This is a genomic window from Gluconobacter sp. GP1 (assembly GCF_032913585.1).
GTDB lineage: Bacteria > Pseudomonadota > Alphaproteobacteria > Acetobacterales > Acetobacteraceae > Gluconobacter > Gluconobacter cerinus.
Genome location: NZ_JASGXC010000002.1, coordinates 456,821 through 481,476, shown reverse-complemented (window position 1 = coordinate 481,476; position 24,656 = coordinate 456,821). Strand labels below are relative to the sequence as shown.

At 57.6% G+C, this 24,656-nt stretch carries 24 protein-coding genes; 5 read left to right on the top strand and 19 right to left on the bottom strand.

The annotated features are described in order from the left end of the window. Positions 1-121: 121 nt before the first annotated feature. From R5H23_RS06800 to alkB, 4 genes are read right to left on the bottom strand one after another with little or no spacing between them, the layout of a single operon-like run. On the bottom strand, positions 122-574 hold the full coding sequence (locus tag R5H23_RS06800) for a hypothetical protein (protein WP_046899702.1): 453 nt from the start codon (positions 572-574) through the stop codon (positions 122-124). Further along, positions 571-1,761, bottom strand: coding sequence for a nicotinate phosphoribosyltransferase (locus R5H23_RS06795; protein ID WP_211500059.1), 1,191 nt, complete (start codon positions 1,759-1,761; stop codon positions 571-573). The genes R5H23_RS06800 and R5H23_RS06795 overlap by 4 nt, the downstream gene beginning before the upstream one ends. Further along, on the bottom strand, positions 1,758-3,152 hold the full coding sequence (locus R5H23_RS06790; protein WP_064273966.1) for a class II 3-deoxy-7-phosphoheptulonate synthase: 1,395 nt from the start codon (positions 3,150-3,152) through the stop codon (positions 1,758-1,760). The genes R5H23_RS06795 and R5H23_RS06790 overlap by 4 nt, the downstream gene beginning before the upstream one ends. Positions 3,153-3,200: 48 nt before the next feature. Then, positions 3,201-3,857 (bottom strand): DNA oxidative demethylase AlkB, encoded by a 657-nt coding sequence (alkB, locus tag R5H23_RS06785; protein ID WP_317214897.1) that lies wholly within the window; start codon positions 3,855-3,857, stop codon positions 3,201-3,203. 96 nt (positions 3,858-3,953) lie between these two features. On the opposite strand from alkB, the gene R5H23_RS06780 reads away from it, so the two are divergent. Both R5H23_RS06780 and R5H23_RS06775 read left to right on the top strand, forming a co-directional pair. Continuing rightward, on the top strand, positions 3,954-4,409 hold the full coding sequence (locus R5H23_RS06780) for a hypothetical protein (protein WP_211509227.1): 456 nt from the start codon (positions 3,954-3,956) through the stop codon (positions 4,407-4,409). A gap of 84 nt (positions 4,410-4,493) precedes the next feature. Further along, a complete protein-coding gene (locus R5H23_RS06775; protein ID WP_317214896.1) occupies positions 4,494-5,315 on the top strand; it encodes an alpha/beta hydrolase in 822 nt (273 codons plus the stop codon). Positions 5,316-5,324: 9 nt separating this feature from the next. On the opposite strand, the gene R5H23_RS06770 is transcribed toward R5H23_RS06775, so the two are convergent. From R5H23_RS06770 to R5H23_RS06760, 3 genes are all read right to left on the bottom strand, one after another. Further along, positions 5,325-7,364 (bottom strand): FUSC family protein, encoded by a 2,040-nt coding sequence (locus R5H23_RS06770; protein ID WP_086634575.1) that lies wholly within the window; start codon positions 7,362-7,364, stop codon positions 5,325-5,327. Between the two features lie 75 nt (positions 7,365-7,439). Next, the gene (gorA, locus tag R5H23_RS06765) at positions 7,440-8,840 is read right to left on the bottom strand and encodes a glutathione-disulfide reductase (protein ID WP_317214895.1); all 1,401 of its coding nucleotides are present in this window, start codon (positions 8,838-8,840) and stop codon (positions 7,440-7,442) included. 27 nt (positions 8,841-8,867) lie between these two features. After that, positions 8,868-9,755: a ferredoxin--NADP reductase gene (locus R5H23_RS06760; RefSeq protein ID WP_046899709.1), complete on the bottom strand. Its 888-nt coding sequence runs from the start codon at positions 9,753-9,755 to the stop codon at positions 8,868-8,870. A gap of 136 nt (positions 9,756-9,891) precedes the next feature. Here R5H23_RS06760 and R5H23_RS06755 point away from each other — a divergent pair, with 136 nt between their 5' ends. Next, on the top strand, positions 9,892-12,357 hold the full coding sequence (locus R5H23_RS06755) for a helicase-related protein (protein ID WP_174694765.1): 2,466 nt from the start codon (positions 9,892-9,894) through the stop codon (positions 12,355-12,357). Positions 12,358-12,402: 45 nt separating this feature from the next. Here R5H23_RS06755 and R5H23_RS06750 read toward each other — a convergent pair whose 3' ends face one another. The 10 genes from R5H23_RS06750 to R5H23_RS06705 all read right to left on the bottom strand — a co-directional run bounded on the left by R5H23_RS06750 (position 12,403) and on the right by R5H23_RS06705 (position 21,896). Beyond that, positions 12,403-12,792 (bottom strand): helix-turn-helix domain-containing protein, encoded by a 390-nt coding sequence (locus tag R5H23_RS06750; protein ID WP_099211091.1) that lies wholly within the window; start codon positions 12,790-12,792, stop codon positions 12,403-12,405. A gap of 211 nt (positions 12,793-13,003) precedes the next feature. Further along, a complete protein-coding gene (locus R5H23_RS06745) occupies positions 13,004-13,744 on the bottom strand; it encodes an META domain-containing protein (protein ID WP_317214894.1) in 741 nt (246 codons plus the stop codon). Between the two features lie 14 nt (positions 13,745-13,758). After that, positions 13,759-15,021, bottom strand: coding sequence for a serine--tRNA ligase (serS, locus tag R5H23_RS06740; RefSeq protein WP_317214893.1), 1,263 nt, complete (start codon positions 15,019-15,021; stop codon positions 13,759-13,761). Between the two features lie 14 nt (positions 15,022-15,035). Continuing rightward, positions 15,036-15,815, bottom strand: coding sequence for a twin-arginine translocase subunit TatC (tatC, locus tag R5H23_RS06735; RefSeq protein WP_046899712.1), 780 nt, complete (start codon positions 15,813-15,815; stop codon positions 15,036-15,038). Continuing rightward, positions 15,812-16,402: a Sec-independent protein translocase protein TatB gene (gene tatB / locus R5H23_RS06730; protein ID WP_086634579.1), complete on the bottom strand. Its 591-nt coding sequence runs from the start codon at positions 16,400-16,402 to the stop codon at positions 15,812-15,814. The genes tatC and tatB overlap by 4 nt, the downstream gene beginning before the upstream one ends. A gap of 9 nt (positions 16,403-16,411) precedes the next feature. Beyond that, positions 16,412-16,999, bottom strand: coding sequence for an SMC-Scp complex subunit ScpB (scpB, locus tag R5H23_RS06725; protein ID WP_408874339.1), 588 nt, complete (start codon positions 16,997-16,999; stop codon positions 16,412-16,414). Beyond that, positions 16,999-17,757: a ScpA family protein gene (locus R5H23_RS06720; RefSeq protein ID WP_086634581.1), complete on the bottom strand. Its 759-nt coding sequence runs from the start codon at positions 17,755-17,757 to the stop codon at positions 16,999-17,001. Before R5H23_RS06720 ends, scpB begins: the two co-directional genes overlap by 1 nt. Before the next feature lie 10 nt (positions 17,758-17,767). Next, positions 17,768-18,883, bottom strand: a complete 1,116-nt coding sequence (locus R5H23_RS06715; protein ID WP_317214890.1) for an SPOR domain-containing protein — start codon at positions 18,881-18,883, stop codon at positions 17,768-17,770. Continuing rightward, complete coding sequence (gene argS, locus R5H23_RS06710) at positions 18,880-20,688, bottom strand: arginine--tRNA ligase (RefSeq protein ID WP_317214888.1); 1,809 nt, start codon at positions 20,686-20,688, stop codon at positions 18,880-18,882. The genes R5H23_RS06715 and argS overlap by 4 nt, the downstream gene beginning before the upstream one ends. Positions 20,689-20,732: 44 nt before the next feature. Then, positions 20,733-21,896 carry a deoxyguanosinetriphosphate triphosphohydrolase gene (locus R5H23_RS06705; protein ID WP_317214887.1) on the bottom strand — a complete coding sequence of 388 codons (1,164 nt, stop codon included), beginning with the start codon at positions 21,894-21,896 and terminating at the stop codon, positions 20,733-20,735. A 185-nt stretch (positions 21,897-22,081) separates the two neighbouring features. Between R5H23_RS06705 and R5H23_RS06700 the strand changes: the two genes are divergently transcribed. Both R5H23_RS06700 and xth read left to right on the top strand, forming a co-directional pair. Then, the gene (locus R5H23_RS06700) at positions 22,082-22,426 is read left to right on the top strand and encodes an iron-sulfur cluster assembly accessory protein (protein ID WP_046899719.1); all 345 of its coding nucleotides are present in this window, start codon (positions 22,082-22,084) and stop codon (positions 22,424-22,426) included. A 4-nt stretch (positions 22,427-22,430) separates the two neighbouring features. Further along, positions 22,431-23,201 carry an exodeoxyribonuclease III gene (gene xth, locus R5H23_RS06695; RefSeq protein ID WP_317214886.1) on the top strand — a complete coding sequence of 257 codons (771 nt, stop codon included), beginning with the start codon at positions 22,431-22,433 and terminating at the stop codon, positions 23,199-23,201. Positions 23,202-23,246: 45 nt separating this feature from the next. Here xth and R5H23_RS06690 read toward each other — a convergent pair whose 3' ends face one another. Beyond that, on the bottom strand, positions 23,247-23,540 hold the full coding sequence (locus tag R5H23_RS06690) for a hypothetical protein (RefSeq protein WP_080951390.1): 294 nt from the start codon (positions 23,538-23,540) through the stop codon (positions 23,247-23,249). A 137-nt stretch (positions 23,541-23,677) separates the two neighbouring features. Further along, on the bottom strand, positions 23,678-24,577 hold the full coding sequence (locus R5H23_RS06685) for a LysR family transcriptional regulator (RefSeq protein ID WP_317214885.1): 900 nt from the start codon (positions 24,575-24,577) through the stop codon (positions 23,678-23,680). Positions 24,578-24,656: the final 79 nt, after the last annotated feature.

The window sequence follows — 24,656 nt, the reverse complement described above, 5'->3', positions numbered from 1 at the left end:
GTGTATCGGTTAATGTAACGTAACAGTTACAGATCCCAAGTCATGTGGATATTTTGTGACCCCACTCGGTGCGGGGATGCTGCCCTTGTGAGACTACTGTTTCACAGGGGCAGCCATTAATTCAGTGACGAATGACTTCGTGGGTATTTTCGTCGTCTTCATCATCTTCGTCATCGTCTGGAGGGCCAGCAATCTCGTCGTCATCCACGAGACGACGCGGATCAATAGCGCGCCAGTCGCGCTCCATGGGGGTCGCCCGATTGGCAACGAAGTCATCCAGTTCCGTGGAAGACTTCCAGCCATCATCTCCCGCATCAACAACTTCCGCGTTTTCACCAAAAGCCATCCAGCTTTCCAGCACTTCACGACTTGTCGCACCCGGAACGCGGCAGCGCTCAATACTGTCTCGCACATAGGCGCGGGCGTAAGCATTGGCGTGCATCAGGTCCATGAAGTCTTTTACAACTTCTACAGTGTCATCCTCGGATGCACCGGAGAGATCGATGATCCTGACACTCCAGGACTGGCCCTGCCCGGCAGTTTCCGTTCCCGGGTTTTCGGCTTCGTCGCTCATGAGACCTCCTGTTCGGCTTTTGCCTTGTTCAGCAGAAATTCACGCCCAACCTTGACGCGAAGCGTGCCGTCATAGGCCACGATGTCTGCCGTTGCATAGGTCTCAGACCAACGATCAGGAATAAAAGAGCCACTGCCAACAACGTCAATCGGCGCGTGAGCATCGCGCATGCTTGTGCACTTGGACACATTGAACCCTGACGACACCGTGATTTTCACTTTCGGAAAACCAGCCTCATTCAGTGCTTCGCGCATTCGCCAGATCGCAGCAGCCGAAACACCCGTGCCAACCAGATCCCGCAACTCTGCATCGGAGCGGTAGCGGCGGATCGTACCCGGCGTGTAGCGTTCCAGCACGGCGTAAGACGACTGTGGGTCCAGCCCTTCCAGAAAGCGCCCACCATGCGTATCGAGGCGGACACTTAACTGCCCGGCAGCAGCTTTTTCCGGGAAACGTCGGCAGACTTCCAGCGCATCCGTCACTTCCTGTCCGAAATAGTCCACCAGAATGGTCAGTGGGTCATTCGGGTAGACTTCGGCATACATCTCGGCAGCCCGGAGCGTTGAACCCGCGTAGCCGATCAGGGCGTGCGGCATGGTCCCAAGACCATGCTCCTGACCAAAGAAGCCAGCTGTTGCATCATTGGCATTCCCAATGAATCCACGAGCCCCTTCCTTTTGAGCTGCACGGGAGCCAACGGCTGCCGCATAGCCCATTTGTTCCTGCATTTCGAAGCCAGCACAATGACGCGCTTCCATTGCCAGGAACGGGACTTCCGGCAAGGCCATCGCCATCTGATACGCATTATGGGCAGCGACACAGGCAGCGCCAAGACGCTGAAGGAGCAGGGTTTCGAGAGGGGCAAGTTTGGTGAACGGGCCAGTCAGATACAGAAGTGGTTCGCCCGCGCCGACCCACTGCCCTTCTTCATAAACTTCGCGGATATGGAGATCGAAACTCTGGGCCTTGGCCACATTTCGCAGCCAGGTGACTGCTATGCCACAGGCCGCGATGACCGGGCGGCGGATAAAAACCGCGTAGGTGACTTTCGCGTCACCAAAATGTTCGACGATTTTTCGGGTTCGCCCGAAATAAGCATCGGTCCTGGATTCAATTGTTTGTTGATCCAGCGGGCCAATGGCACCGCTGGATTGTTCTAATGCACTTTGAGAAACGGAAGAATTCATTCCTGCTTTCCTGCTCGTCGGCCTGTCAGTTCATGCGCAAGTAGAAACGCCATTTCAAGCGACTGTTCCGCATTAAGGCGTGGATCACAGAATGTTTCATACCGATCACCCAGATCGGCTTCCGTCAGACACTGGGCACCACCAATGCATTCGGTCACATCCTGACCTGTCATTTCAAGGTGGATACCGCCCGGACGACGGCCTGCGGCTTCAAATACATCGAAGAAACCAAGCACTTCGCCCAGGATGCTTTCGAAGGAGCGCGTCTTGACCTTGCTGGACGTTGTGGTGGTGTTGCCATGCATCGGGTCACACAGCCATGTGACCGTACGCCCCGTCTTGATAACGGCATCCAGAAGCGGCGGCAGATGCTCGCGCACCTTGTCCTTGCCCATGCGCGAGATCAGCGTAATACGGCCGGCCTCGTCATTCGGGTTCAGAATCTCAAGCAGCTTTTCCAGATCGGCAACTGTGGTCGTCGGGCCAACCTTGATACCGATCGGGTTCTGAACGCCACGCAGGAACTCGACATGCGCGCCATCGGGCTGACGGGTGCGATCACCAATCCACAGGAAGTGCGCAGAGCAGTCATAGTAGTTACCGCTGGTGCTATCGATGCGGGTTAGAGCCTGCTCGTATGGCAGGAGAAGAGCTTCATGAGACGTATAGAATTCCGTCTCATCAATCTGGGATGCCGCACTGTCGAAACCACAAGCCCGCATAAAGGAGAGCGTTTCGTCAATGCGATGGGCCAAATCCTGATAGCGGGCTGCGAGCGGTGAGCGCTCCACGAAGCCGAGGTTCCAGCTATGAACCTGATGCAGGTTTGCATAACCGCCATTTGCGAACGCACGCAGGAGGTTCATCACACCGGCAGACTGGAAATACCCCGTTTCCATGCGGGCAGGATCAGGAATACGGGAAGCCGCCGTGAATTCCGGACCATTGATGATGTCACCCCGGTAGCACGGCAGCGTCACACCATCGATTGTTTCCGTGTTGGATGAGCGTGGCTTGGCATACTGACCCGCCATACGGCCGATCTTCACGACAGGCACCTTGGCGGCGAATGTCAGAACCACAGCCATCTGAAGCAGCACACGGAAAGTGTCGCGGACGATATCGGCCGTAAATTCGTCGAAGCTTTCCGCACAGGCCCCACCCTGAAGCACAAAGGCTTCACCGCGGGATGCTGCGGCCAGACGTGTCTTCAGGCGGCGGGCTTCACCCGCAAAAACCAGCGGAGGATATCGATGCAAACGAGCCTCGACAGCAGCAAGCGCAGCTTCGTCTTCATAAGACGGGGCCTGGACGATCGGACGGGAACGCCAGCTTGCAGGAGACCATGACATCGTGTTGTCGGACGTCTGGGTCTTGGTCGAGGGGTGCATTGAATGCCCTCCGGGGGTCGGGAAGTGAACAGAATTGCGGGGCGCTGTTTATGGCTGAAAAAGCGCCGGGTTGATAGCGCGAAAAGTTAGATTGTAACGCATGGCACCTGTCTGCTGATGGAATGTTTCACGCACGGGCGAAACGCCGTGCCATGCCAGCCGAGACGGCCCGCCCCACACCACGACGTCTCCATGCCTCAGATCAAAGCGCCTGACCGAGGCAGTCTTCAGCAAGCCTCCAAACGCAAATCGGGCCGGAACCCCCAGAGAAACAGACACAATCGGAGACGCCAGATCATCTTCATCCCGATCCTGATGAAGCCCCATCTTTGCGCCTGGCTCGTAGCGGTTCACCAGACACGACACGGGAGTGAAATCTGGAAATCCGGCCTCCTTTGCAGCCGCGACCGCGATATGACGAAATATATCCGGCATATCCGGCCAGTGTTGGCCAGTCATCGGGTCGTGTCGAACGTACCGGTATCCACGTTTGTCGGTATACCAGCCGCAGGCCCCGCAACTGGTCATGGCGACAGACATTGAGCGACCACCCGGCGTCTTCATGAAACGGAAGGGAGAAATCTGGGAGAGAGAATGGATATGCTGCAAAAGCTGGTCTGCAACGGAGTCGACGAAGCCTGGAAGCCAGACCGCGCCTGTCCCGAGCTCTGTGCGAACCCGCATTTCCGCAAAGAGATCCTCCACTGCTTCCTCCTGCTCCCGCCATTCGAGATGAAAAGAACTCTTGAACCTCAGCCCAAGCGGACCGATTATAAAAAAATATGCGGTTCTGCTTTCCATATGGTGATGGGGCCGTTGATTTCCATGATTGGTTCAGGACCAGATCCCATGCTGCCCTCTTCCCGCTTTTTCTGCCATGCCCTGCTGGCGACCGCTCTGCTGGGAGGGGTGGCTCAGGCTCAGAGCACGACTTTCGGTCAGCCCTACGAAACAGCCCCCCAGCAAAACAGCACTCAGTCTCAAGCGCCGGGCGCTGAACAGAAGGCTAATGGCGGAGAGCATTTCCGTGCCCGTGGCCACCGGTCCCTGCCACCTGGCTATCAGGATGCTCCGAGCACAGAATTCGAGCACGGGCCCGATCCGGACCATGAGGCCGGGGTGGAACGCGATAGCGTGACGGGTGCCAACCTCTCCAAATTCGGGTCGTCTTATCAGGGGAGCAACAACACCCAGTCTGGCCAGCTCGGTGATGCTACCGGCAACGGTTATGTCGCTCCACGCGGCAACGGCTGGTAAAAGAAACCAATCTTCAGCGCAGGGGTTCTGCTCTTCAGGATGCGGCTGGTATCATCCAGCCAGATCGTATGAGGAGCAGACTCCATGCCGTATATTACTGCTACTGACGGAACGAGCCTTCATGTGAAGGATATGGGCGTCGGACGCCCGGTTGTTCTGATCCACGGCTGGCCACTGACCGGCGATATGTGGGAAAAACAGACCCTCGCACTTGTCGAAGCTGGCTACCGCGTCATTACCTATGACCGGCGCGGCTTTGGTCTCTCAGGCCACCCCATCAACTGCTACAATTACGATGTTCTGGCCGATGACCTTGCGGTCATTCTGGAACAGCTTGACCTGTGGGATGCGACCCTCGTTGGCTTCTCCATGGGCGGTGGCGAAGTTACCCGCTATTTGACGCGCCATGGTCGCTCAAGAATTTCAAAAGCTGTGCTTCTGGCTTCCATCGTCCCATTCCTTCTGAAAACTGCGGATAATCCCGAAGGCGTGGATATTTCTGTTTTCGATGGCATCAAACAGGAAATTCGACAGGATCGCTTTGGCTTCCTGAAGAGCTTTCTGCCGGGCTTTTATGGCACGACCATGCTGCACCACCCAGTCAGTGAGGGCGTGCTGGACTGGTCTTTCACACTGGCCAGCATGGCTAGCCCGATGGCAACGCTCGATTGTGTGGACGCTTGGGGAAAAACCGATTTCCGCAGTGACCTTCAGTCTTTCACCATTCCTACGCTCATCATCCATGGAACGGCTGATTCAGCGGTTCCGGCTGATATCGCCGGCCGGCGTGCTGCTGATCTGATTCCGGGATCGATCTTCCGGGAATATGACGGTGCTCCGCATGGGTTGTTCTTCACCCATGCCGAACAGGTCAATGCAGACCTGCTGGAATTCCTGGCGTCCTAATCTTGAAACTCAGGTTGTTGCCCTGAGAAACGCCCTGCTGGTCGGCAGTTCTGACTGTACGATCAGCAGGGAGCCAATCGCCAATACAAGATCATGACGAATGGACGGGTCCTGAGACTCACGCTCAAGGGCGTAAAGTTCCGTCAGTGTCGGCTCAATCGTTGCGGCTGTATGGGTGAGCGGCAGCTTACGACGCAGAAGATTGCGGATCAGACCATCCACCGCAGCTACGGCAGTATCTGGCAAACTGCCATGCTGCGCCAGCTTTCGCAGCATCAGCACATTTCGCCCAACGGTCATGACTGACAGCGTCCCACGCAGCATTTCTTCAGCGCGATCGCTCGCGAGAGACCCTGCAAATCGGACGGCACGCTCCATGCTTTGCGTACCATCATTAATCCAGACGTATTCGTCCATGACGACGCCTGGAAGCGCCAGACGCCGTAGACTGCGACGCAACTGATACCGTAGCACCTCAGCCGCCCGACGTGGCGTAAAGGGCAGAACCGCACGGAAAATTACGACGCCGGCTCCAAGACCAAGCAGCAGGGCGATCGTCGTGTTGAACCACGAAATCTCGTCCATACGTCCCTGATTATCCATTCCGAGAAGGAACGGAAAAAACGTCCCATAGGACGCTGCCATGACGGCCGTGCCAGGATTACGTGTCGCAAGACCGCCCAACATCATGAAGAAGCCAACGGTCAGACAGAAAAAGACATAGCTGGCCGTCACAGGCATCACGACGAAAACGGGAATAACACTCGCTAGGGCGGCCCAGACTGCGCCGTAAAAGAAAGCGCCACTCAACAGAACCGTGTTCTCGAAGGTGGCAAAACGCGCGCAGACCACGGCGATAAAGGTCAGAAACACACTTCCCTGCGGCCATGCTGTCACTTCCCAAACATATGCCCCGAATAGAAGAGCAGCCATTGTCCGCACTCCGTTTCGGACGGCCGCGCGCCAGTCTGTGTTCCGGGTCAGGCGGTGACGCTCAGAAATCGGAGCACCATCTACACTCGCGCGATAGGAACGCAGTGTTTCACAGAGGTCCGAAATCATGACCTCCACGCCGGTCAGAATAATGCCTTCATTCAGGGAATCTTCATCGTCACGTGGCAAAACCGCCTGCATTCGGCCTCGACATTCAGCCAGTAAGGCTTCCGTCTGAACAAGAGCTGCAATGCCGCGACGATCGCTTTCCAGACGTGCTGGCAGCCCTTCAAGGGCGACCCCCATATCGTGAAGAAACGGGAGAAGTGCTTCCGGAATATGAGACACAGACGTCATACGCGTCTTGAGCCCCAGCCCGCGTGACAGAACACGCGCCACGAGACCCAGCGTCACATAGGCATGTTCGACCTCATTTCCCTGACTGCGAATTTCGATCCGGGAGAACTCGATCTGATCGCTTGATGCCTGAAGCGATCCCATGAGGGCACAGAGCGTATCTGTGGCGTTGGCTTTCTGGTTCAGAACGTCCGTCAGAGCACCGCTGGCTTTTGTAAGAATAGCCTGCAACCGCTTTCGCAGTTCTTCGCGGGCGCGGTCTGCCACATTGGGAACGAACACCATTCCCATAACGGTCTCGCAGATCACGCCCAGAAAAATGTACGTTCCACGCGCCATGGCAATGTTGAACACATTGTCCGGCTCCTTGACGGCGCCAAGAGCAATGATCGTGCAGGTGTAGCCGGCAAGAACGAGCGCATAGCCTCGAAAGTTATGCGTCAGTGTGGCGAACCCGGCGCAAAGTCCGACCCAGATCGCCAAGGCAGGAAGAAAGAGCCAGGGGTACTGGGGAAACATGCCCATCAGAGCGATGGCGGCAACCATACCGGCAACCGTGCCGACAAGACGCCAGCGGCCCTTGGAGATACTTTCTCCGCGGGAGTTCTGGGCGACAATCCAGACCGTCATGGCGGCCCATTGCGGCTCACCAAGTTCCATCCACAGAGCGATGGCCAGAGCCAGTAGCGAAGCAATTGTCGTACGCAGGGCGAACATCACGGAGGTGATGGACGGCGCAAACAGCCAGCCGAGTTTCACGCTTGCACCTGCCCTGCTGTGTAATGGCTCATGATCTTCAGGGGCGACAAAGGATCGTCATGAGCCATCGGAGTATCAGTTCTGTTTATCGGAAGAAGGAGGAACATGGCGCGTTGGCGTCCGCATGGTCACGAACTCCTCCGCACTTGTGGGGTGAAGGCCGATCGTGCGGTCCAGATCGCGCTTGGTCAGACCTGCCGTGACGGCAATGGCCAGCCCCTGGATGATTTCCGGTGAATCCGGGCCAATCATATGGGCACCCAGCACGACCTGGCTTTTTGAATCCACGAGCAGCTTCATGAACGCCTTGCCCTTACGACCAGACAGCGACTGGCGCATCGGCGTGAAAGACGAGGTATAGATATCGAGCGTATGGTGTTCCGCAGCCTCTTCTTCTGTTAGCCCTACCGAAGCGAGTGGCTGACTGAAGAACACGGCTTTCGGCGTCGTGCCAAAAGACCACTCACGGCCCGTCTCACCGAACAGACGCTCAGCCAGAAGATGACCTTCGGCAATAGCAGTCGGCGTGAGGTTATAAGTGTCGGTCACATCCCCGATAGCATAAATGCCCGGAACGTTCGTCTTTGCATCTTCAAGGCGTGTGACAATGCGACCGTCCGTGACCTCGACCCCGGCCAGATCCAGCCGCAGAGATGTCAGGTTTGGGTGCCGCCCGGTTGCCATGAAAACGCAGTCGGTTTCGAGGACCTTTCCACCCTTCAGGTGGAGGCGATACCCTTCAGAAGTCTTTTCAATCCGTTCCGGCGTGCTGCCCGGATGGGATGTGATGCCACTCAGCGGCACCAGCTCTGCGATATGGCGACGCATTTCCTCGTCAAAGCCACGCAGCGGCAGATCCTGCCGATAAACGAAGTCTACCTGCGAACCAAGACCCGCAAAAATGCCTGCAAATTCAATCCCGATATAGCCGCTGCCAATAATGGCAACGCGCTCGGGCCGGTTCTCCAGATGAAACGCATCATCCGAAACAATCGCGTGCTCCGCACCGGGAATATCGAGGCGCGTCGGTGCACCACCCGTCGCAATGACGATGTTCTTCGCACGAACGGTTTGAACCTCAGCATCCGGATCAAGCTCGGACGGGCCGATTTCAACCGTGTTCGCATCTATAAAGCGGGCATCGCCCGTGAATAGCGCGACGCCAGCTTTCTTCAGCATTGAGACGTAAATGCCATTCAGGCGCTCGATCTCGCGGTCCTTGGCATCAATCAGCGTGCGCCAGTCATGCGGTCCCGGAGTTACATCCCAGCCATAAGCGCGGGCATCGTCGATCTCGCGGCCATACTCCGCCGCATAAACCATCAGCTTCTTCGGCACGCAGCCGAGATTCACGCAGGTTCCGCCCCAGTGACGACGCTCCGCAATCGCGACGCGCGCGCCGTTCTGGGCAGCAATACGCGCACAGCGTACCCCGCCCGATCCGGCTCCGATGACGAAAAGATCGAATTCCTGCATAAATCCCGGCCTTCCGTGCCTCTGGTCTCAGCGCTCTGCGAACGCCTTCTCGACAACATACGAACCCTGACGGCTCATGTTGCCTTCTTCGAAGCCCATACGCTCCAGAAGTGCTTCCGTATCCGCAAGCATTTCCGGCGAACCACAGATCATGACGCGATCATGCTCAGGATCGAGCTTGTCGATACCCAGATCCTCAAAGATCTTGCCACTTTCGATCAGCTTCGTAATGCGATCCGTGACGGCATAATCTTCACGCGTCACAGCCGGGTAGTACTTCAGCTTCTCAGCAACGAACTCACCCAGGAACTCATGCTCCGGCAGCTCATGACGGATGTGGTTCTCATAAGCCAGCTCGCCCGAAATACGGACCGTGTGGCTGAGGATCACATTCTCATAGCGCTCGTAGGCTTCCGGGTCCTTGATGAGGCTCATGAACGGCGCAAGGCCTGTGCCTGTGGACAGGAAGTACAGGTTACGACCCGGCTTCAGGTTATCAAGAAGCAGCGTCCCCACCGGCTTACGACCGATCAGAACCGTATCGCCCACCTTCACATGACGCAGACGGGACGTCAGCGGCCCCTCCGGCACGGCGATGGAGAGGAACTCCATGTGGTCTTCATAATTGGCAGACGCGATGGAATAAGCACGCAGAAGCGGCTTGCCCTCGACCTCGATGCCAATCATCGCGAACTGGCCGTTCTCGAACCGCAGGCCCGGATCACGCGTTGTGGTGAAGCTGAAAAGACGGTCCGTCCAATGATGAACGGTCAGAACCTTTGCAGGATACAGATGAGCGTATTCCTTGCTGGGTTCAGCCAGACGATACTGTTTCGGATGGCCTTCATACGGCGTCAGGCCCGTAATGGGTTCGTCGATCTCAGGAGTCGGGGCGGCAAAACTCGGGGTGGACATATCGGTTTCTGTCTCCGGTGTGGCACGGATAACAGGTCTCGGACCTGATAAGAGCCGGACCTTTTAGCGCAATCATCACGTTTCGGAAAACCCATCTGCGTTGAACCCGATAGCCGAATGACGCAAAAGTCTTTTCATGACAGACGACTCCGTGAGCGACGCCCCCCTCTCTCCCGCCGAACGGGCCCTGAACCAGGCTGAAGCCGATTTCGGGACACCACTGGACATCACCCCCCGTGAGCGGCCAGCGCTGCTTCGGCAGGTCGCCCGGCGGCTTGAGGGTAATGAAGCTACCCTCCCCCACGAGGCCTTGATCGACGCGCTGTGCGTAGTACGGCGTAAGACATGGGCGTCCCAGCTCATGAATGTCGCCCGCCGTGCCGGTGAAGTCTGGGTCACGAAGGCAGACACACAGGAAGCTGCCGCACGCACGCACGACCCCCGTGCCGACATTGCGGCTCTGCGCCTTACGCTAGAGGATGTTCTGGTCTCACGCTGGCAGGATCTGGGAGACTCGCCACGCAGCGTTCTGGAAGAGGTTCGTGCCGATCTGGCAGATGCTGGCCTGATCCTGTCTGGCGGCCAGCTTGAAAAGCTCTCCCGCAGTATTGCAAGCGCATTCGGAAGCGTTGACCTGGGCTTCGAAGACGATCTCCGTCTGGCGGAAGAGCGCCGTGCCCGCGAACAGGCTGACATTCAGGCCCGTGCAGAACGCCGCCGGGAGCGTGAGCTCGAACGCCTGAAAGAATGGGAAGCCAATCTTGCCGGGTTTGAAGAAGTCCCGGGCATTCTCCATTGTTCCCGGCGTGAAGCGTTGCGGTGGGTGGCGGAAAATCGTCTTCCCATTGCCAAACGCGAAACACGTGACGACGGCATCGAGCTGTTCTTCTTCGATCCAGACGAACTGAAAAAGCTTCGTGCACGCCTTCCCGAGTGGCGCAGCGGCACACCGGATCGTCCGGAGAAGCTGGAACGTGGCACCAAGGTCGGCAATGCTGCCATTGCCCGCGTCGCGGCGCTGGATCGTTTTGCGGCTCATTTCCGCACGGCGCGTTCTCTCAAACGCCGCATTACGCTCGTTACGGGCCCGACCAATTCGGGGAAGTCCTATACAGCGCTCAATGCTCTCGCCAATGCAGAGAGCGGCCTGGCCCTCGCCCCTCTTCGTCTGCTGGCGCATGAATTTCGGGAAGCTCTGCTGACACGTGGCGTTCCCGCATCTCTGGCCACGGGTGAAGAGCGCATTGAAATGCCCGGTGCTCGCCACCTGGCAGCAACGGTCGAAATGTGCCCGTTCCATAAGCCGGTGGACGTCGCCATCATTGATGAGGCCCAGATGCTCGCGGACCCGGATCGGGGTGCAGCATGGACAGCTGCGATCATGGGTGTGCCAGCTCGACATGTGTACATTCTTGGCGCTGCGGACTGTATCCCGCTCGTCAAACGGATTGCCGAACTCTGTGACGATCCGGTGGACGAGATCCATCTCGAACGAAAAAGTCCGCTCAAAGCTGGCGGAACGGTTCATCTCAGCGAATTGACGGTCGGCGATGCCGTCATTGCGTTTTCACGGCGTGAAGTTCTGGACATGCGGGCCGAACTTATGGCCCGTGGACGCCGGGTGGCCGTTGTTTATGGCGCCCTCAGCCCGGAAGTGCGCCGCGCAGAAGCCGCCCGTTTCAATAATGGCGATGCAGATATTCTGATTGCGACAGACGCTATTGGAATGGGATTGAACCTCTCCATCCGCCGCGTTGTCTTCAGCGCCCTACGCAAGTTTGATGGGCGTCAGACCCGCGATCTGATCTCGCAGGAGGTCAAACAGATCGGTGGGCGTGCTGGCCGCTACGGCAAGCATGAGGAAGGCCTTGTCTGCGTTCTTGCAGAATCCGGAAGCCCGACTTTCGTTCGCCACATGCTGGCTGCTCCTCCAGAACCTGTGACGGAACTGCGTCCACTGGTTCAGCCAGACTCAGACATCGTGCGTGCCGTTGCTGAAGAAATCGGCAGCGACAGCCTCTATGGCGTTCTGACACGCATCAAGCACGCTGTTCTGCGGCCGGATGATCCAAACTACCGCTTGGCGGACATGGAACAGTCTCTCGAGATTGCTGCCGCCCTGGAAGGCGTGGAAAACCTCGATCTGACCACCCGCTGGACGTACGCCATGTGCCCGATTGATGAGCGGGACAATGGGATTCAGCGACTGGTGAGTTGGGCCGCGGATCACGCTGCTGGTCGCCCGGTTCCGCCACCAGGAACAGGTCGCCTGCCCCATCCCGAGCAGGCAGGCCGTGAAGAGCTGGAGCGGGCTGAAAAGCGACATAAGCGCCTCGTCGCCTGGCGCTGGCTCGCATTGCGCTTCCCGGAAGCCTATCCCGCGCAGCAGAACGCTGAGATCAACACGTCGATCCTGAATGACTGGATTGAGCAGGTTCTGCGCACCCAGAGCCGGATGCGCGAAAGCCAGAAGCAGCAGCGCGGCGGGTTCACGCCGAGAGGCCGCAGTGACAAGCCTTTTGCCGGAAAGTCAGGCCACCCTGCCAAGCCGGGCTTCAAGAAAAAAGGGAAGCCTGGCGGCTTCCCTCGGAAACGAAGCTGAAAAGCTGTTCCGAAGGGCAGGAAACATCCTGCCCTTCGAAGCACCTTAACCTTCTGCGGCGTCTTCAGCCTGCCGAACGCGCCGTTCTACCCATTTCTGGGCCTGCAGCTTGATAAGCGGACTGAGCTGCCGATAGAGGTTCAGGAACATGCTTTCATCGGGTGTCAGCGTTTCCTGAATTTCCTTGTACGCCATGCCGGTCAGGAGCACTTCAGCGTCCACCCCAAGGGCCTCAGCCAGTGCGCCCAGATGCTTACCGACGTGGCCGGAGCGCCCGGTTTCCCAGAAAGCCACGGCAGACCGCGAAATTCCAACCCGATCTGCAAGCTGCTGCTGATTCAGTCCAACCATTTCCCGAAGAAGACGGATACGGCGTCCAAGCTCCAGCCCCGGTGAGAGCCGCTCTGGCCCATTTTCTTCCGTAGGTTGAGTCATTTTTTTCATCCCAAGCATCACCGTACCTTCAAGCACCTGAAACGCACGCTCTTCAGATTGAGAAGGTATCAACAAGACCGCAGCTATCGGAAAAACTTCATCAATTTGCAAATAATTTTTATCACAGGCTGAAGTTAAAAATAATCTGACACAGATTTACGCGTCACGATTACTTCGTATCAGGCGAAATTTCAGCCGACCTCTGTAGCAATCATAATTTTTGACTATCAATATCTACCGAAGTCAAAACAATCATGGCGATCCCAGATTGCGAATGCAAAGTGAGCTCTCCTCTCTGACCGATAGACCAGGAGCGCACGTCTTCCAGATTTTTAACGAAATGACTTTCGATCCACATGCCAGAGCCAATACAGGCCATTCGGGTCATCGCCATCGGGGCGAACCGTATTGTGTTCCCTTTAATCACGGCATGACCCATCAGCCTGTTACAGCCACCAAACCCCGAAACGCGACCGTTTTGATTGAGCGTTAATACAGGCTTTCTGGCCGTCGGCTCCAAAGGCTTGCCGTCTAGGGCCTGCACGCTCCAGGTTCCGTAAGGGGATGATGCAGCAGGCGCAGAGACACGATGAACCAGAATGTTCGGCTGATCAGGCCCATGAAAATCTTCGGTGGTGAACAGCAAGGTATCACCCACACGAATTTCTGCACGCAGCGCGTAACGGAACCCGCTTTTCAATGCAGGGTAGCGCAATGTGTAAGCAATCGGGCCCGGACGGAGAATATCCTGGCTGCTCTCGGCCAGAGTAATCGCGGGGGCATCTGCGCGGGAAATGTCTTCAAGCTGAACTGTGAGAACAGCTCCAGCCGGGAGCGCCATACGCTCCCGGTACGTCACCGTCCCGCTCAAAGTTTCCAGAGGCTCGGCTTTTGCCATCTGGACAAAGGCACTTCCTGCCACAAGGGAAAGAGCGAAACGGCGTGTTATCATCTTAGCAATAGTCCTTAGCCAATACGGGTTAGCCCACCCATATAGGAACGCAGAACTTCAGGAATGGTTATGCTGCCATCTTCGTTCTGGTAGGTTTCCATTACGGCAATCATGGTTCGCCCCACAGCCAGACCGGAACCGTTCAGCGTATTCACGAAGGCCGGACCATTCTCGGAGCGATACCGGGCTTTCATGCGCCGAGCCTGAAATGCACGGGTGTTGGAGCAGGAGGAAATCTCGCGCCAGGCCTGCTGTCCAGGGATCCACGCTTCCAGATCGAACGTCTTGGCCGCACCAAAACCCGTATCGCCCGCACACAGCAGAATACGACGGAACGTGATGCCAAGGCGTTCCAGAATGGTCTCGGCAGCCTGCGTCATGCGCTCATGTTCGACATCGCTGTCTTCAGGCTTCACGATGGAAACGAGTTCGCATTTCGTGAACTGATGCTGGCGCAGCATCCCGCGCACATCACGGCCCGCAGAGCCTGCTTCAGAACGGAAACACTGGGAGAGTGCCGTCAGACGGATTGGCAGCGCATCGGCGGGCAGAATATCGCCCATGACAGAGGCCGTCAGTGGAACTTCCGCGGTCGGGATCAGCCAGCGACCATCTTCCGTACGGAAAGAATCCTCAGCAAACTTCGGCAGCTTATCGGTGCCGTACATCGCCGCATCATTCACCAGCAGTGGAACACTGGTTTCGCTGTAACCAAACTCGGTCGTATGCGTATCCAGCATGAACTGACCCAGCGCACGTTCCAGACGGGCCAGCGCGCCACGCAGAACGACAAAGCGCGTCCCGGACAGCTTGGCCGCCGTCGGGAAGTCCATGAGGCCAAGAGCCTCACCAAGCTCGAAATGCTGCTTCGGCTCAAATGTGAATTCGCGCTTCTCGCCACGATAGTGAACGACGACGTTCTCATCCTCGCTTTTCCCATCCGGCACGGACGGGTCAAGCTGGTTCGGCAAAGAGGCCAGAACATCGTCGATACTTTTTTCGATGATGGCCGCACGCTCTTCCAGACCCGTAATCCGGTCACGCAGTTCGACTGCCTGCGCTTCCAGAGCCGACGTATCGGCGCCAGTGCGCTTGCCCTGCCCAATTTCCTTGGCCAGCGTTTTGCGGGTCGCCTGCGCCTCCTGCAATGCGGCCAGAGCGGCGCGACGCTCTTCATCTTCCGAGACGATTTTCTGCCCCACAGGTGACAGGCCCCGACGCTCAAGAGCAGCGTCAAATGCGGCCGGATCGGCGCGCAGGGCTTTCAGGTCATGCATGGTTCAGGGCTCCGTCAGTCTTCTTCGTCAGTCACGGGCTTCGGCTCAACCAGCCGCGCCACAAGAATGGATACCTCGTACAGCGCCACAAGCGGAATGGCGAGGCTCAGCATGGTAATGGCATCAGGCGGGGCAATCACGGCCGCCACGGCGAAGGATGCTACCACCGCATAACGGCGGAATTTCTTGAGCTGCGCCGTCCCGATCAGCCCAACACGGACCAGTAATGTCAGGATTACGGGCAGTTCAAAGCAGATCCCGAATGCCAGGATCATCTTCGTCACGAGCGTCAGATATTCAGACACTTTGGCCTGAAGTTCGATATCCATTCCGCCATTACCAGATGTCTGGAACGACAGGAAAAATTTCCAGGCAAACGGGAACACGACGTAATAGGCCAGCGCGGCGCCAACGGTGAACATGACAGGCGTTGCGACGAGGAACGGTGCAAACGCCTTCTTCTCACTGCGATACAGGCCGGGCGCGATGAAAATCCACGCCTGAATGGCAATCATCGGAAAAGACAGGCACGTCGCGCCAAACACCGCCACCCGAATATACGTGAAGAACGCTTCATAGAGCGCCGTATAGATCAGGTGTGGCTGCTCACCCTTCTCGCGCATGATATTGCCGAGAGGCGCCGCAAGAAACCGGTAGATATCGCCCGCATAGTGATAGCAGATCGCAAAGGCGATCACGAACGTTGCAATGGACCAGATCAGCCGGCGTCGAAGCTCCACAATATGGTCGAGCAACGGCATCGGGGTGTCCTGGATCGTATCGGAGTCCGTCATGCGTCTTTCTCCGCGCTCGAAATGGCAACGCGCCGGCCGTGATGAAGTGCACGGACAGGCGGCAGAATATCAGGCGCCCGCCACCGGGGGCGCTCATGCATCAGGCGCCGTGCTGTTGCGGGTGGAAGAATGGATGGCGCGTCCACAATGTCATCATTGAGCTCTTCTTCCGCCTGATCCTGAACCATCGCGTTGTAGGGGCGGCTCTCACCCCCGCCAAAAGAAGATGGAGGCATCGGTGGAGGAGCCGGGACCCGTGGCAGATCGTTGACACTGGAAGACGACACTGCTGCGCCGCTGGTATCAATGTCCAGGCTACGGCGAATGGAATTATCGCTGTCGATCGCCTTCGTGACACGGTCACGCAGATTGAAATTCTTCAGATCCCGAAACTGATCCCGCGCTTCAGACAGGTCCGCTTCCCGTACCATATCGTCAATATGAGACTGGAATTCACCAGCCATCCGGCGCATCGCCTTGATACCGTTCGAGAGTGTACGAATGGCAACCGGCAGATCTTTCGGCCGAATGAAAACCATTGCCACGACGACAAAAAGGGCAATTTCAGAGAAACTGAAGTCAAACATGCAACAATCCTAGCCCTTCCCGTCAGTCTCGCCTACGGGTGAAGACGCATCCGGTGCTGCTTCAGTGGGAGCCCTGTCCAGCAGGAAGTCTTCACGCTTCGGCAATGACCCGATATCGGGCAGTCCGAAACTTTCCAGAAATACGGGTGTCGTTCCCCAAAGAACAGGGCGCCCCGGCACTTCCTTTCGGCCTTTCGGCGCAATCAGACTATCTTCCAGCAGCGCATCCAAAATAGCCTGCCCTAGAGATACACCACGGATCGCTTCAATTTCTGCCCGTGTGCACGGCTGGTGATACGCAATAATTGCCAGCGTTTCCATCGCCCCCCGACTGAGCCGACGGGGTTTTTCCACGATCTTGGTCAGCGCAGACGCATATTCAGCGCGCGTCCGGAACTGCCAGCCTCCAGCCACTTCAACAAGCTCAATAGCATGGGTCGCATAACGCTCTCCCACTGCTGCCAGAGTTTCCGCGGCCGCGATTTTCAGACCCTGTGTACTTAGAAGGTCCGCAATGATGGAAAGGCGCACCGGCTCAGGGCTGGCAAAAACAAGTGCCTCGACCAGCAGGCAGGCGCGCTCCATATCGGAAGACATCACGAAACTGCCCGCCATTCAATTTCAGCAAAAGCCTCTGGCTGACGGAGCTCCACCGCACCACCCTTAGCCATTTCCAGCCCTGCGAGTAGTGTTCCCGCAAGAGCGGCGTTGCGGTCATACGGCCCAGCTTCCAGCCCTTCCCCCAGATGTTCGGGCAGAAGGGACGTCAGCGTCTGCCAGTCCGCCACGGCATCTGTGCCCAGCATGCGGCGCAGACGGGCTAAGGCATCCTGCACGCTCCAGTACCGGCGGGTGCGTGGCGCATAGACACGTTTGCGGTTCGTGCGCCTGCGGGCAGAAAGATAAGCTGTAATCAGCGCTGACAGGTCCACTCTTAGACCCGAACGGTCAATCTCGGTGTGATCTTCCCCTTCACCGCGACGGAACACATCCATACCAAGCCTGGGTTGTTTCATGAGCCAAGCTGCGGCGGCACGCATACGTTCCAGTTCGAACAGACGCTCCTGAAGCTGCTCCACCGCTTCTTCAGCGTCTTCCCCGTTATTTTCTGCGGGAAGAAGCAGTTTGGACTTCAACCAGGCGAGCCACGCTGCCATCACCAACCAGTCTGCTGCCAGTTCAAGCCGCAGTGCCCTTGCTTCCACGCGGGCCTGCTCCACAACGGACAGATACTGCTCGACAAGCTGAAGAATGGAGATTTTTGCGAGGTCCACCTTCTGGGACCGGGCGAGGTCAAGGAGCAAATCCAGCGGCCCCTCAAACCCGTCCAGCGTCAGATGTAAAACCTCGCTCAAGCCCGGTCTCTCAGAACTGTGCCGGAGTGCAGGCGATGGACTGTGCGTGAAGCTTTACGCAATACGCACGAGCGGCTTTCAGATCCTCAAAGCCGCCAATACGCAGACGCACGAATGTCTTGTCGCCATGAGCAGTCTTCTCAAAGAGCGGTGAATGACCTGCGAACAGTCCGGGTGCCTGATGGCGCAGTGTGTCCCATTCCTTGCGCGCTGCGGCTTCGCTGTCGAGCGCGGCAAGCTGAACTTCGCGTGCACCGCCAGCCTCAGCCTTCGGAGCAGCAGCCGTTTTCTGCTGAGGACCAGCATTTTCTGGCTCAGCAACAGGCGCCGGAAGGGGCTTCTGCACAGGCTTGGACGGAACAGCCTTGTGAACAGGCGCATCAGGGGCCTTAGGCTGCGGCTTGACGGCTGGAGCTGGCTTTGGTGTTGGAGCGTCTTCAGGCGTTTCGGCGTCCGCAGGCGCTGAAGCTGCATCTTTGCTTTCAGGAGCCACGGGAGGCACAGCCGACGGTTCAGCGGCAGCTTTGTCCTGGCCTGCTGCAGCATCTGGAGCAGCCGGAGCCTCACCGGCAGGAGGTGTAGCGTCAGCGGGCGCTGCGGGCTTGTCCGGCTGAGCCGCAGAAGGCGTCCCGGGCTGCACACCATACTGACGAGCCAGCGCCTTCGCGTCCGGCTGTTCCGGTCCCGGAGCCAAATGCGCTTCCCCGTTGCCTGTCAGATCCGTATCGCCGCTATCACTGCCCATGATCTGCATTCCTCCCGGATCGGTTGGAACATCTTTCACAGGGCCTGGCGGTGGGCCGATAATTGGAATTCCACCGTGATGGCCTCCCGTCAGAGACCATCCCCCGACAGCGAGCAGCAACACGGCGCCGATGCCGATGGCGCCCCCGACAAGCTTGCGCGTCGCTGGATCACTGCCAAGAAGGGACGCAAGGCCACCGGCGCGGCTCGCCGTCTCCGGCGCTGCCGCCGCACGACGACGCGGTGGGGCGTCATCGTCGTAATCGTTGCTCAGGCGCTCACGCTCCGCACGCGGGCCAGACGACGGGCGGGGAGAAGAAGGTCCCGCGCCATAATCACCCGGGTCCCGGAAATCGCGATCATTCTCGCTGTCAGGGCTCATCGCATTTCCTCCACTGGCACAACGCCAAGAATGGTCAGTGCGCAACGCAGGGTTCCGGCAATCGCAGAAACAAGCGCCAGCTTTGCCAGGCTCGTCTCACGATCGTTCTCATGCAGAAAGCGCAGGGTCGTGTCTTCGCGTCCACGATTCCACAGTGTGTGAAAATCAGACGCCAGATCAATGCAATACGTTGCAATCCGATGCGGTTCACGCGCTGCAGCAGCCGCTTCGACAGAACGTGGGAAAGACGCGATACGGTGCAGAACGGCCAGTTCCACGTCTGACAACAGACCGGAAAGATCAACAGTTGCCAGCGCTTCAGGCATCACGGACGCGGCACCAAACATCGCTTCTGCTGAACGCAGAACCGAGCGGCAGCGGGCGTGAGCGTACTGAACGTAAAACACCGGGTTATCACGCGTCTGGGCAACAACAGCGTCCAGATCGAATTCCATCTGCGCATCGGCCTTACGGGTCAGCATCGTGAAGCGCACGGCATCACGTCCGACTTCATCCAGCAGATCGCGCAGCGTCACGAACGTGCCCGCACGCTTGGACATCCGGACGGGCTCGCCGTTCTTCACAACGCGCACAATCTGGCACATCACGACTTCAAAGCCGGTCTTGCCATCCGTCAGCGCCGAAATTGCAGCGCGCATGCGGGAAACGTAACCGCCGTGATCCGCACCAAGCACGTCAATCAGAACGTCTGAATTCTCAGCCTTTTGGGCGTGATATCCGATATCATTGGCGAAATAGGTGTTGGTGCCGTCAGATTTGCGAAGTGCACGATCCTGATCGTCCCCAAAATCGGTAGAACGGAACAGGGTTTGCGGGCGCGGTTCCCAGTCTTCGGGGGTCTTGCCCTTGGGTGGCTCAAGCACGCCTTCATAAAGCAGGCCCTTGCTTTCCAGCTTGGCAATCGCGGCATCAACCCGTCCGCTCGCCAGCGTTTCCGCTTCACTGGCGAAGACCTCATGGGAGATGCCCAACCCTTCCAGATCTTCGCGGATTGCGGCCATCATCTGCACCAGCGTTTCAGCGCGAATGATATCGAACCAGACAGACGGATCAGCCGGGCTGCCATCATCGTTGGCGAGAGCGCGACCATGCTTTTCAGCAATACTCTCTGCAACCGGGATCAGATAGTCACCCTGATACTGCAAACCATTCGGGGTCAGCGGGCTGAACGTGTCAGCATCGATGTCCGTGCCAATAACCTGCAGGTAACGCCAGTAAGTTGCCCATGTCAGTGCAACAACCTGCGTGCCGGCGTCATTGATGTAATATTCGCGCGTGACCTTGTAGCCTGCCGCCTGCATCAGGTTTGCAAGCGCATCCCCCACCACAGCGCCACGACAATGACCCACGTGCATCGGGCCAGTCGGATTGGCGGAGACGTATTCAACATTGACGCGCGTTCCCTGCCCGATCGAGGAACGACCGAAGGCTTCACCGGCCTCCAGAACAGCCTTCGCCACGCCCTGCAAGACATATGGCTTAAGCGTCATGTTCACGAAGCCAGGACCGGCGGCTTCAGCATGATCAATGTCTGGCAGGTCGGCGAGTTTCTGCACCAGTTCTGCCGCAATCTCCGCTGGCTTGCGCTTGGCAGGCTTTGCCGCCAGCAAAGCAGCATTGGTCGCCATATGGCCATGGGACGGGTCACGCGGCGGCGTCACTTCAACGCGCTGCACCACCTCTTCCGGCAGGCCGGGGACAACGGACCGCAGCGCCTCGCACACCTGGTCTCTGGCGCGGGCAAAAAGGCAGTCAGTCGTATGGGCAGTGGGTGCAGCGACCATTTCAGCTCGATTCCTGTAACCTGTATCGTCTTGGAGGGGCTTTATCAGCCCAGCACGGAGAGGTCCGTCAACCGTCGATGTTCTTCCATCGCGAAACGATCGGTCATTCCGGCGATATAATTGGCCACCAGACGCCGACGTTCCATATCATCTGCGGCCTTGGCACGATCCTTGAGCGGGTCTGGCAGAAGGCCGGGCTCTTCTGAAAGGATCGTAAAGATTTCAGCCAGCGCAATCTTCGCTTTACGCGCCATGCGATTAACCCGCCAGTGGCGATACATGCGGGCGTAAAGAAATTTGCGAATAGCCTTGTTCTTTTCCCGCATCTCGGGACTGAACGCCACAACCGCATGATCAGCATGGCGAATGTCATCCGCGGACTGCGGATTAAGAGCCTCAAGATTGCGGCGCGTCTGATCCGTGAGATCCGTCGCGAGGGCGTTAATCACCACGCGGATTGTCTCATGACGGACACGCTGTGCCTGATCCATTGCTTCGCGACCCGTGCGACGCTCCATCTCACGCGACGCCCGAAGCGCATCACCCACCAGAGGAAGATCTTCAATGTCATCGAACGTCAGAAGACCGGCTCTCAGCCCGTCATCCAGATCGTGCCCATGATAGGCAATATCATCCGACATGGCCGCAACCTGCGCTTCGGCTGACGCGTAGCTGCTGAGATCAAGATGATGGCGCGCATCATATTCAGCCAGATACGGCGTTGGGCGCTTTACCGGGCCGTTGTGCTTCGCCAGCCCTTCCAGCGTTTCCCATGTCAGGTTCAGACCATCGAAAGCGTGATAACGCGTCTCGAGCGATGTCACGAGGCGAAGGGACTGCGTGTTGTGATCGAAACCACCCCAATCCTGCATGGCAAGGGCCAGAGCATCTTCTCCGGCATGACCAAACGGCGTGTGACCCATGTCATGGGCTAGCGCGAGCGCTTCTGTCAGATCCTCATTCAGGTCGAGGCTTCGGGCAATCGAACGGGCAATCTGGGCAACTTCCAGGGAATGAGTCAGACGGGTGCGAAAGAAATCACCTTCATGATTGATAAACACCTGCGTCTTGTACTGAAGCGTCCGGAAGCCAGCGGAATGTAGGACGCGATCCCGATCCCGCTGCCATGGAGAACGGACAGGGCTTTCTGTCTCCGGGTAGAGTCGGCCTCGCGCACCTTTTTCCTGAACCGCATAGATGGCAGGCATCAACACACTCCCCTGATGATCCTTAGGCGCGGAAAGCACTCTAATTGCTGGATCAAACGCGTCATTCTACGACAGGCTCCCTTCAGCGCAACTCTACCCCTTTGCCCCTGACCCCAGTCTGACCATATAATCAGGACCAGAACCGTCCTGCCTTTCAGCAGACCTCCAGAAACCGGGAACGAGCAATGTCCGAAACCCCTTCCTTCACCATGTCTGCCAGTGCGGCGGCACGGATTGTGGAAATCATTTCCGCCCAGCCGGAACCCGAAGGGCTGGCTTTGCGCGTCGCTGTTCTGGCGGGAGGCTGCAATGGCTTCCAATACCAGTTCAAGCTGGATCGCACGAAGAACGATGATGACGTTCTGATCCAACGCGATGGCGCGACCGTCTATGTCGATGAAACCAGCCTCGATCTACTTGAAGGCGCTGAACTGGAATTCGTCGACAAGCTGATGGGCGCGCACTTCACGGTCACGAACCCCAATGCCGCCTCAGCCTGTGGTTGCGGTACAAGCTTTTCGCTGGCCTGATCGAATGTCCTTTACCTTTGCAAGCTGGAACATCAATTCCATCCGCGCCCGCGCGCATCTCGTTCAGGACTGGCTGGAGCGTCATCCGGAGTGCGACCTGCTCTGCCTTCAGGAAATCAAATGTGAGGACAGCCAGTTCCCGGCGGTTTTCAAGGACGCAGGCTATCACGTCGCCACGACAGGCCAGAAAGCTTACAATGGCGTAGCGTTCATTGGCCGCCGCCCATTTGACGTTACAACGCATACCCTGCCCGGCTTCGATGACCCCACGGCTCGTTATATTGAATGTGAGCTTGATGGTCTGACGATTGGTAACCTCTACCTTCCCAACGGAAACTCCGGCGGAGAAGACGGCTACAGCAAAAAACTCGCGTTCTTTGAGGCTCTTGCGGTCCGGGGGAAAGAGTTTCTGGAAAGCGAAAAGTCATTCGCCTTCATCGGAGATTATAACGTCTGCCCCACAGATGAAGATCTCGCGCCCAAGGCTCTGTCGCCTACTGATGCGCTGGTGCGACCGGAAACCCGCGCAGCCTTCCACCGCCTGCAATGGCTTGGTCTGACAGACGCTCTACGCGCTATTCACCCAGCGGGTCGTCACTACACATTCTGGGACTATCAGGCCGCCGCATTCCAACGGAACTCAGGCTTGCGCATTGACCACGCCCTGCTCTCCCCGCGCGTCACCGAACGGCTTGTCTCGTTCACGATCGACCGTGACGAGCGTTCGGCTGAAAAAGCTTCAGACCATGTTCCGGTGATTGTAACCCTCCGGTAAGCCACAAAAAAAAGCCGCTCCCTTTCAAGGAGCGGCTTTTCCGTTTTAACCCCGCGGTGAGTATGGCGGCGGCCTGTGGGCTTGCACCCGGGCCAGATGGCCTGGCACCCACTGATAGCCATTTCCGACCCATTTCCACTGCCCTGGGATCCACTGCATGGTCCGTGCATGCGGTGGAATTCTCTCATTGGGGGGATGTGGCGGAGGGGGCGGCGTCTGGCGATATGGCCCCTGATAAGGAACGAACTGGGCATGGGCCGTGCCACTAATGGGTGGCAGAGCCATAGCTCCGACAAAAAGCGCCGACACGGCGAGCAAGCCCGACAGATGTTTCAACATAACGTCTCACTCCTTTTACAAAAGGCGCTGCGTAGGAGTGCTACCTTGCTGCCCTCACAAGGCAGTGATCAGGCGGAGTTATGGCGGAAAAAAGATTCTCTGCTGCGCTCTGTAACAATTCTCTCGCTGCCCCTAGATCAGGGCTCCGCCTTCTGAAGACCGTCAACAATTTCAGTTACAAAATCTGCCATGGCTCGCACTTTGGCACTGACCATCCGCCCCGCAGGGAATAACAGCCAGAGCTCTACCGCCTCCAAAGACCAGTCAGGCAGACACCGTTGAACATGTCCGGCTGCCAGTTCCGGTGCGAACATCCAGTCTGCCGCAATGGTCATGCCCTGGCCCGAGAGAACAGCAGCCCGAATTCCCTCCGCAGCACTCAGACGAAGCCCGGACCGTAGAGAAACCTCCTGACTGTCGTTGTCCCTCGTAAAAGCGGCTCGGAGCTGTCGGCCCTGTGCATAGAGAACCATCTGATGGTTTTCCAAATCTGCCGGGGCTGATGGTGCAGCGAATTTTTCAAGATATGCGGGGCTTGCCATCACGGATCGGCGCCCGCGCGCCAGACGTCGGCCAATCACAGCTGTATCTTCAGGACGACCAATCCGGACGGCCATGTCGATCCCTTCCGAAATCAGGTCTACGCGCCTGTCATCCATTTGAACGTCAAGCTCGAGCCCGGGATATCGTACGGTGAACTGCCCAAGCTGTGGCACCAGATGGATACGCCCGAATGTGGTGGGAATAGCGATCCTCAAGCGCCCTGACAGTTCCTTGCCGCTTCCCCGCGCCAGACTGTCCGCTTCTCTGGCATCTTCGATAATTCTGGCTGCACGCTCGTAGTAACGCTGCCCGGCATCCGTTGGGGTGAGACCGTGCGTGGACCTTAAGAGAAGCGCTGTGCCCAAATGGGCTTCAAGCTGTGCGATGACTTTGGAAACCGATGGCTGACCGACGTTCAGCAGGCGGGCAGCCCCTGAAAAAGATCCGACCTCCACCACCTTTACAAACACCGTCATGGCTTGAAGACGATCCATATTTATTCCCTTTAAGAATAATAAATATTAGAAAAACCAATCTACGCATATTATCAGAGAATAACCATTCTGGCTGTCA

Bases quoted from the DNA above. Each gene is read 5' to 3' on its own strand.
- R5H23_RS06800 (WP_046899702.1), bottom strand. From the start codon at position 574: ATGAGCGACGAAGCCGAAAACCCGGGAACGGAAACTGCCGGGCAGGGC.
- R5H23_RS06795 (WP_211500059.1), bottom strand. From the start codon at position 1,761: ATGAATTCTTCCGTTTCTCAAAGTGCATTAGAACAATCCAGCGGTGCC.
- R5H23_RS06790 (WP_064273966.1), bottom strand. From the start codon at position 3,152: ATGCACCCCTCGACCAAGACCCAGACGTCCGACAACACGATGTCATGG.
- R5H23_RS06780 (WP_211509227.1), top strand. From the start codon at position 3,954: ATGGTGATGGGGCCGTTGATTTCCATGATTGGTTCAGGACCAGATCCC.
- R5H23_RS06775 (WP_317214896.1), top strand. From the start codon at position 4,494: ATGCCGTATATTACTGCTACTGACGGAACGAGCCTTCATGTGAAGGAT.
- gorA (WP_317214895.1), bottom strand. From the start codon at position 8,840: ATGCAGGAATTCGATCTTTTCGTCATCGGAGCCGGATCGGGCGGGGTA.
- R5H23_RS06760 (WP_046899709.1), bottom strand. From the start codon at position 9,755: ATGTCCACCCCGAGTTTTGCCGCCCCGACTCCTGAGATCGACGAACCC.
- R5H23_RS06755 (WP_174694765.1), top strand. From the start codon at position 9,892: ATGACAGACGACTCCGTGAGCGACGCCCCCCTCTCTCCCGCCGAACGG.
- R5H23_RS06750 (WP_099211091.1), bottom strand. From the start codon at position 12,792: ATGACTCAACCTACGGAAGAAAATGGGCCAGAGCGGCTCTCACCGGGG.
- R5H23_RS06745 (WP_317214894.1), bottom strand. From the start codon at position 13,744: ATGATAACACGCCGTTTCGCTCTTTCCCTTGTGGCAGGAAGTGCCTTT.
- serS (WP_317214893.1), bottom strand. From the start codon at position 15,021: ATGCATGACCTGAAAGCCCTGCGCGCCGATCCGGCCGCATTTGACGCT.
- tatC (WP_046899712.1), bottom strand. From the start codon at position 15,815: ATGACGGACTCCGATACGATCCAGGACACCCCGATGCCGTTGCTCGAC.
- tatB (WP_086634579.1), bottom strand. From the start codon at position 16,402: ATGTTTGACTTCAGTTTCTCTGAAATTGCCCTTTTTGTCGTCGTGGCA.
- scpB (WP_408874339.1), bottom strand. From the start codon at position 16,999: ATGTCTTCCGATATGGAGCGCGCCTGCCTGCTGGTCGAGGCACTTGTT.
- R5H23_RS06715 (WP_317214890.1), bottom strand. From the start codon at position 18,883: ATGAGCCCTGACAGCGAGAATGATCGCGATTTCCGGGACCCGGGTGAT.
- argS (WP_317214888.1), bottom strand. From the start codon at position 20,688: ATGGTCGCTGCACCCACTGCCCATACGACTGACTGCCTTTTTGCCCGC.
- R5H23_RS06705 (WP_317214887.1), bottom strand. From the start codon at position 21,896: ATGCCTGCCATCTATGCGGTTCAGGAAAAAGGTGCGCGAGGCCGACTC.
- R5H23_RS06700 (WP_046899719.1), top strand. From the start codon at position 22,082: ATGTCCGAAACCCCTTCCTTCACCATGTCTGCCAGTGCGGCGGCACGG.
- xth (WP_317214886.1), top strand. From the start codon at position 22,431: ATGTCCTTTACCTTTGCAAGCTGGAACATCAATTCCATCCGCGCCCGC.
- R5H23_RS06690 (WP_080951390.1), bottom strand. From the start codon at position 23,540: ATGTTGAAACATCTGTCGGGCTTGCTCGCCGTGTCGGCGCTTTTTGTC.
- R5H23_RS06685 (WP_317214885.1), bottom strand. From the start codon at position 24,577: ATGGATCGTCTTCAAGCCATGACGGTGTTTGTAAAGGTGGTGGAGGTC.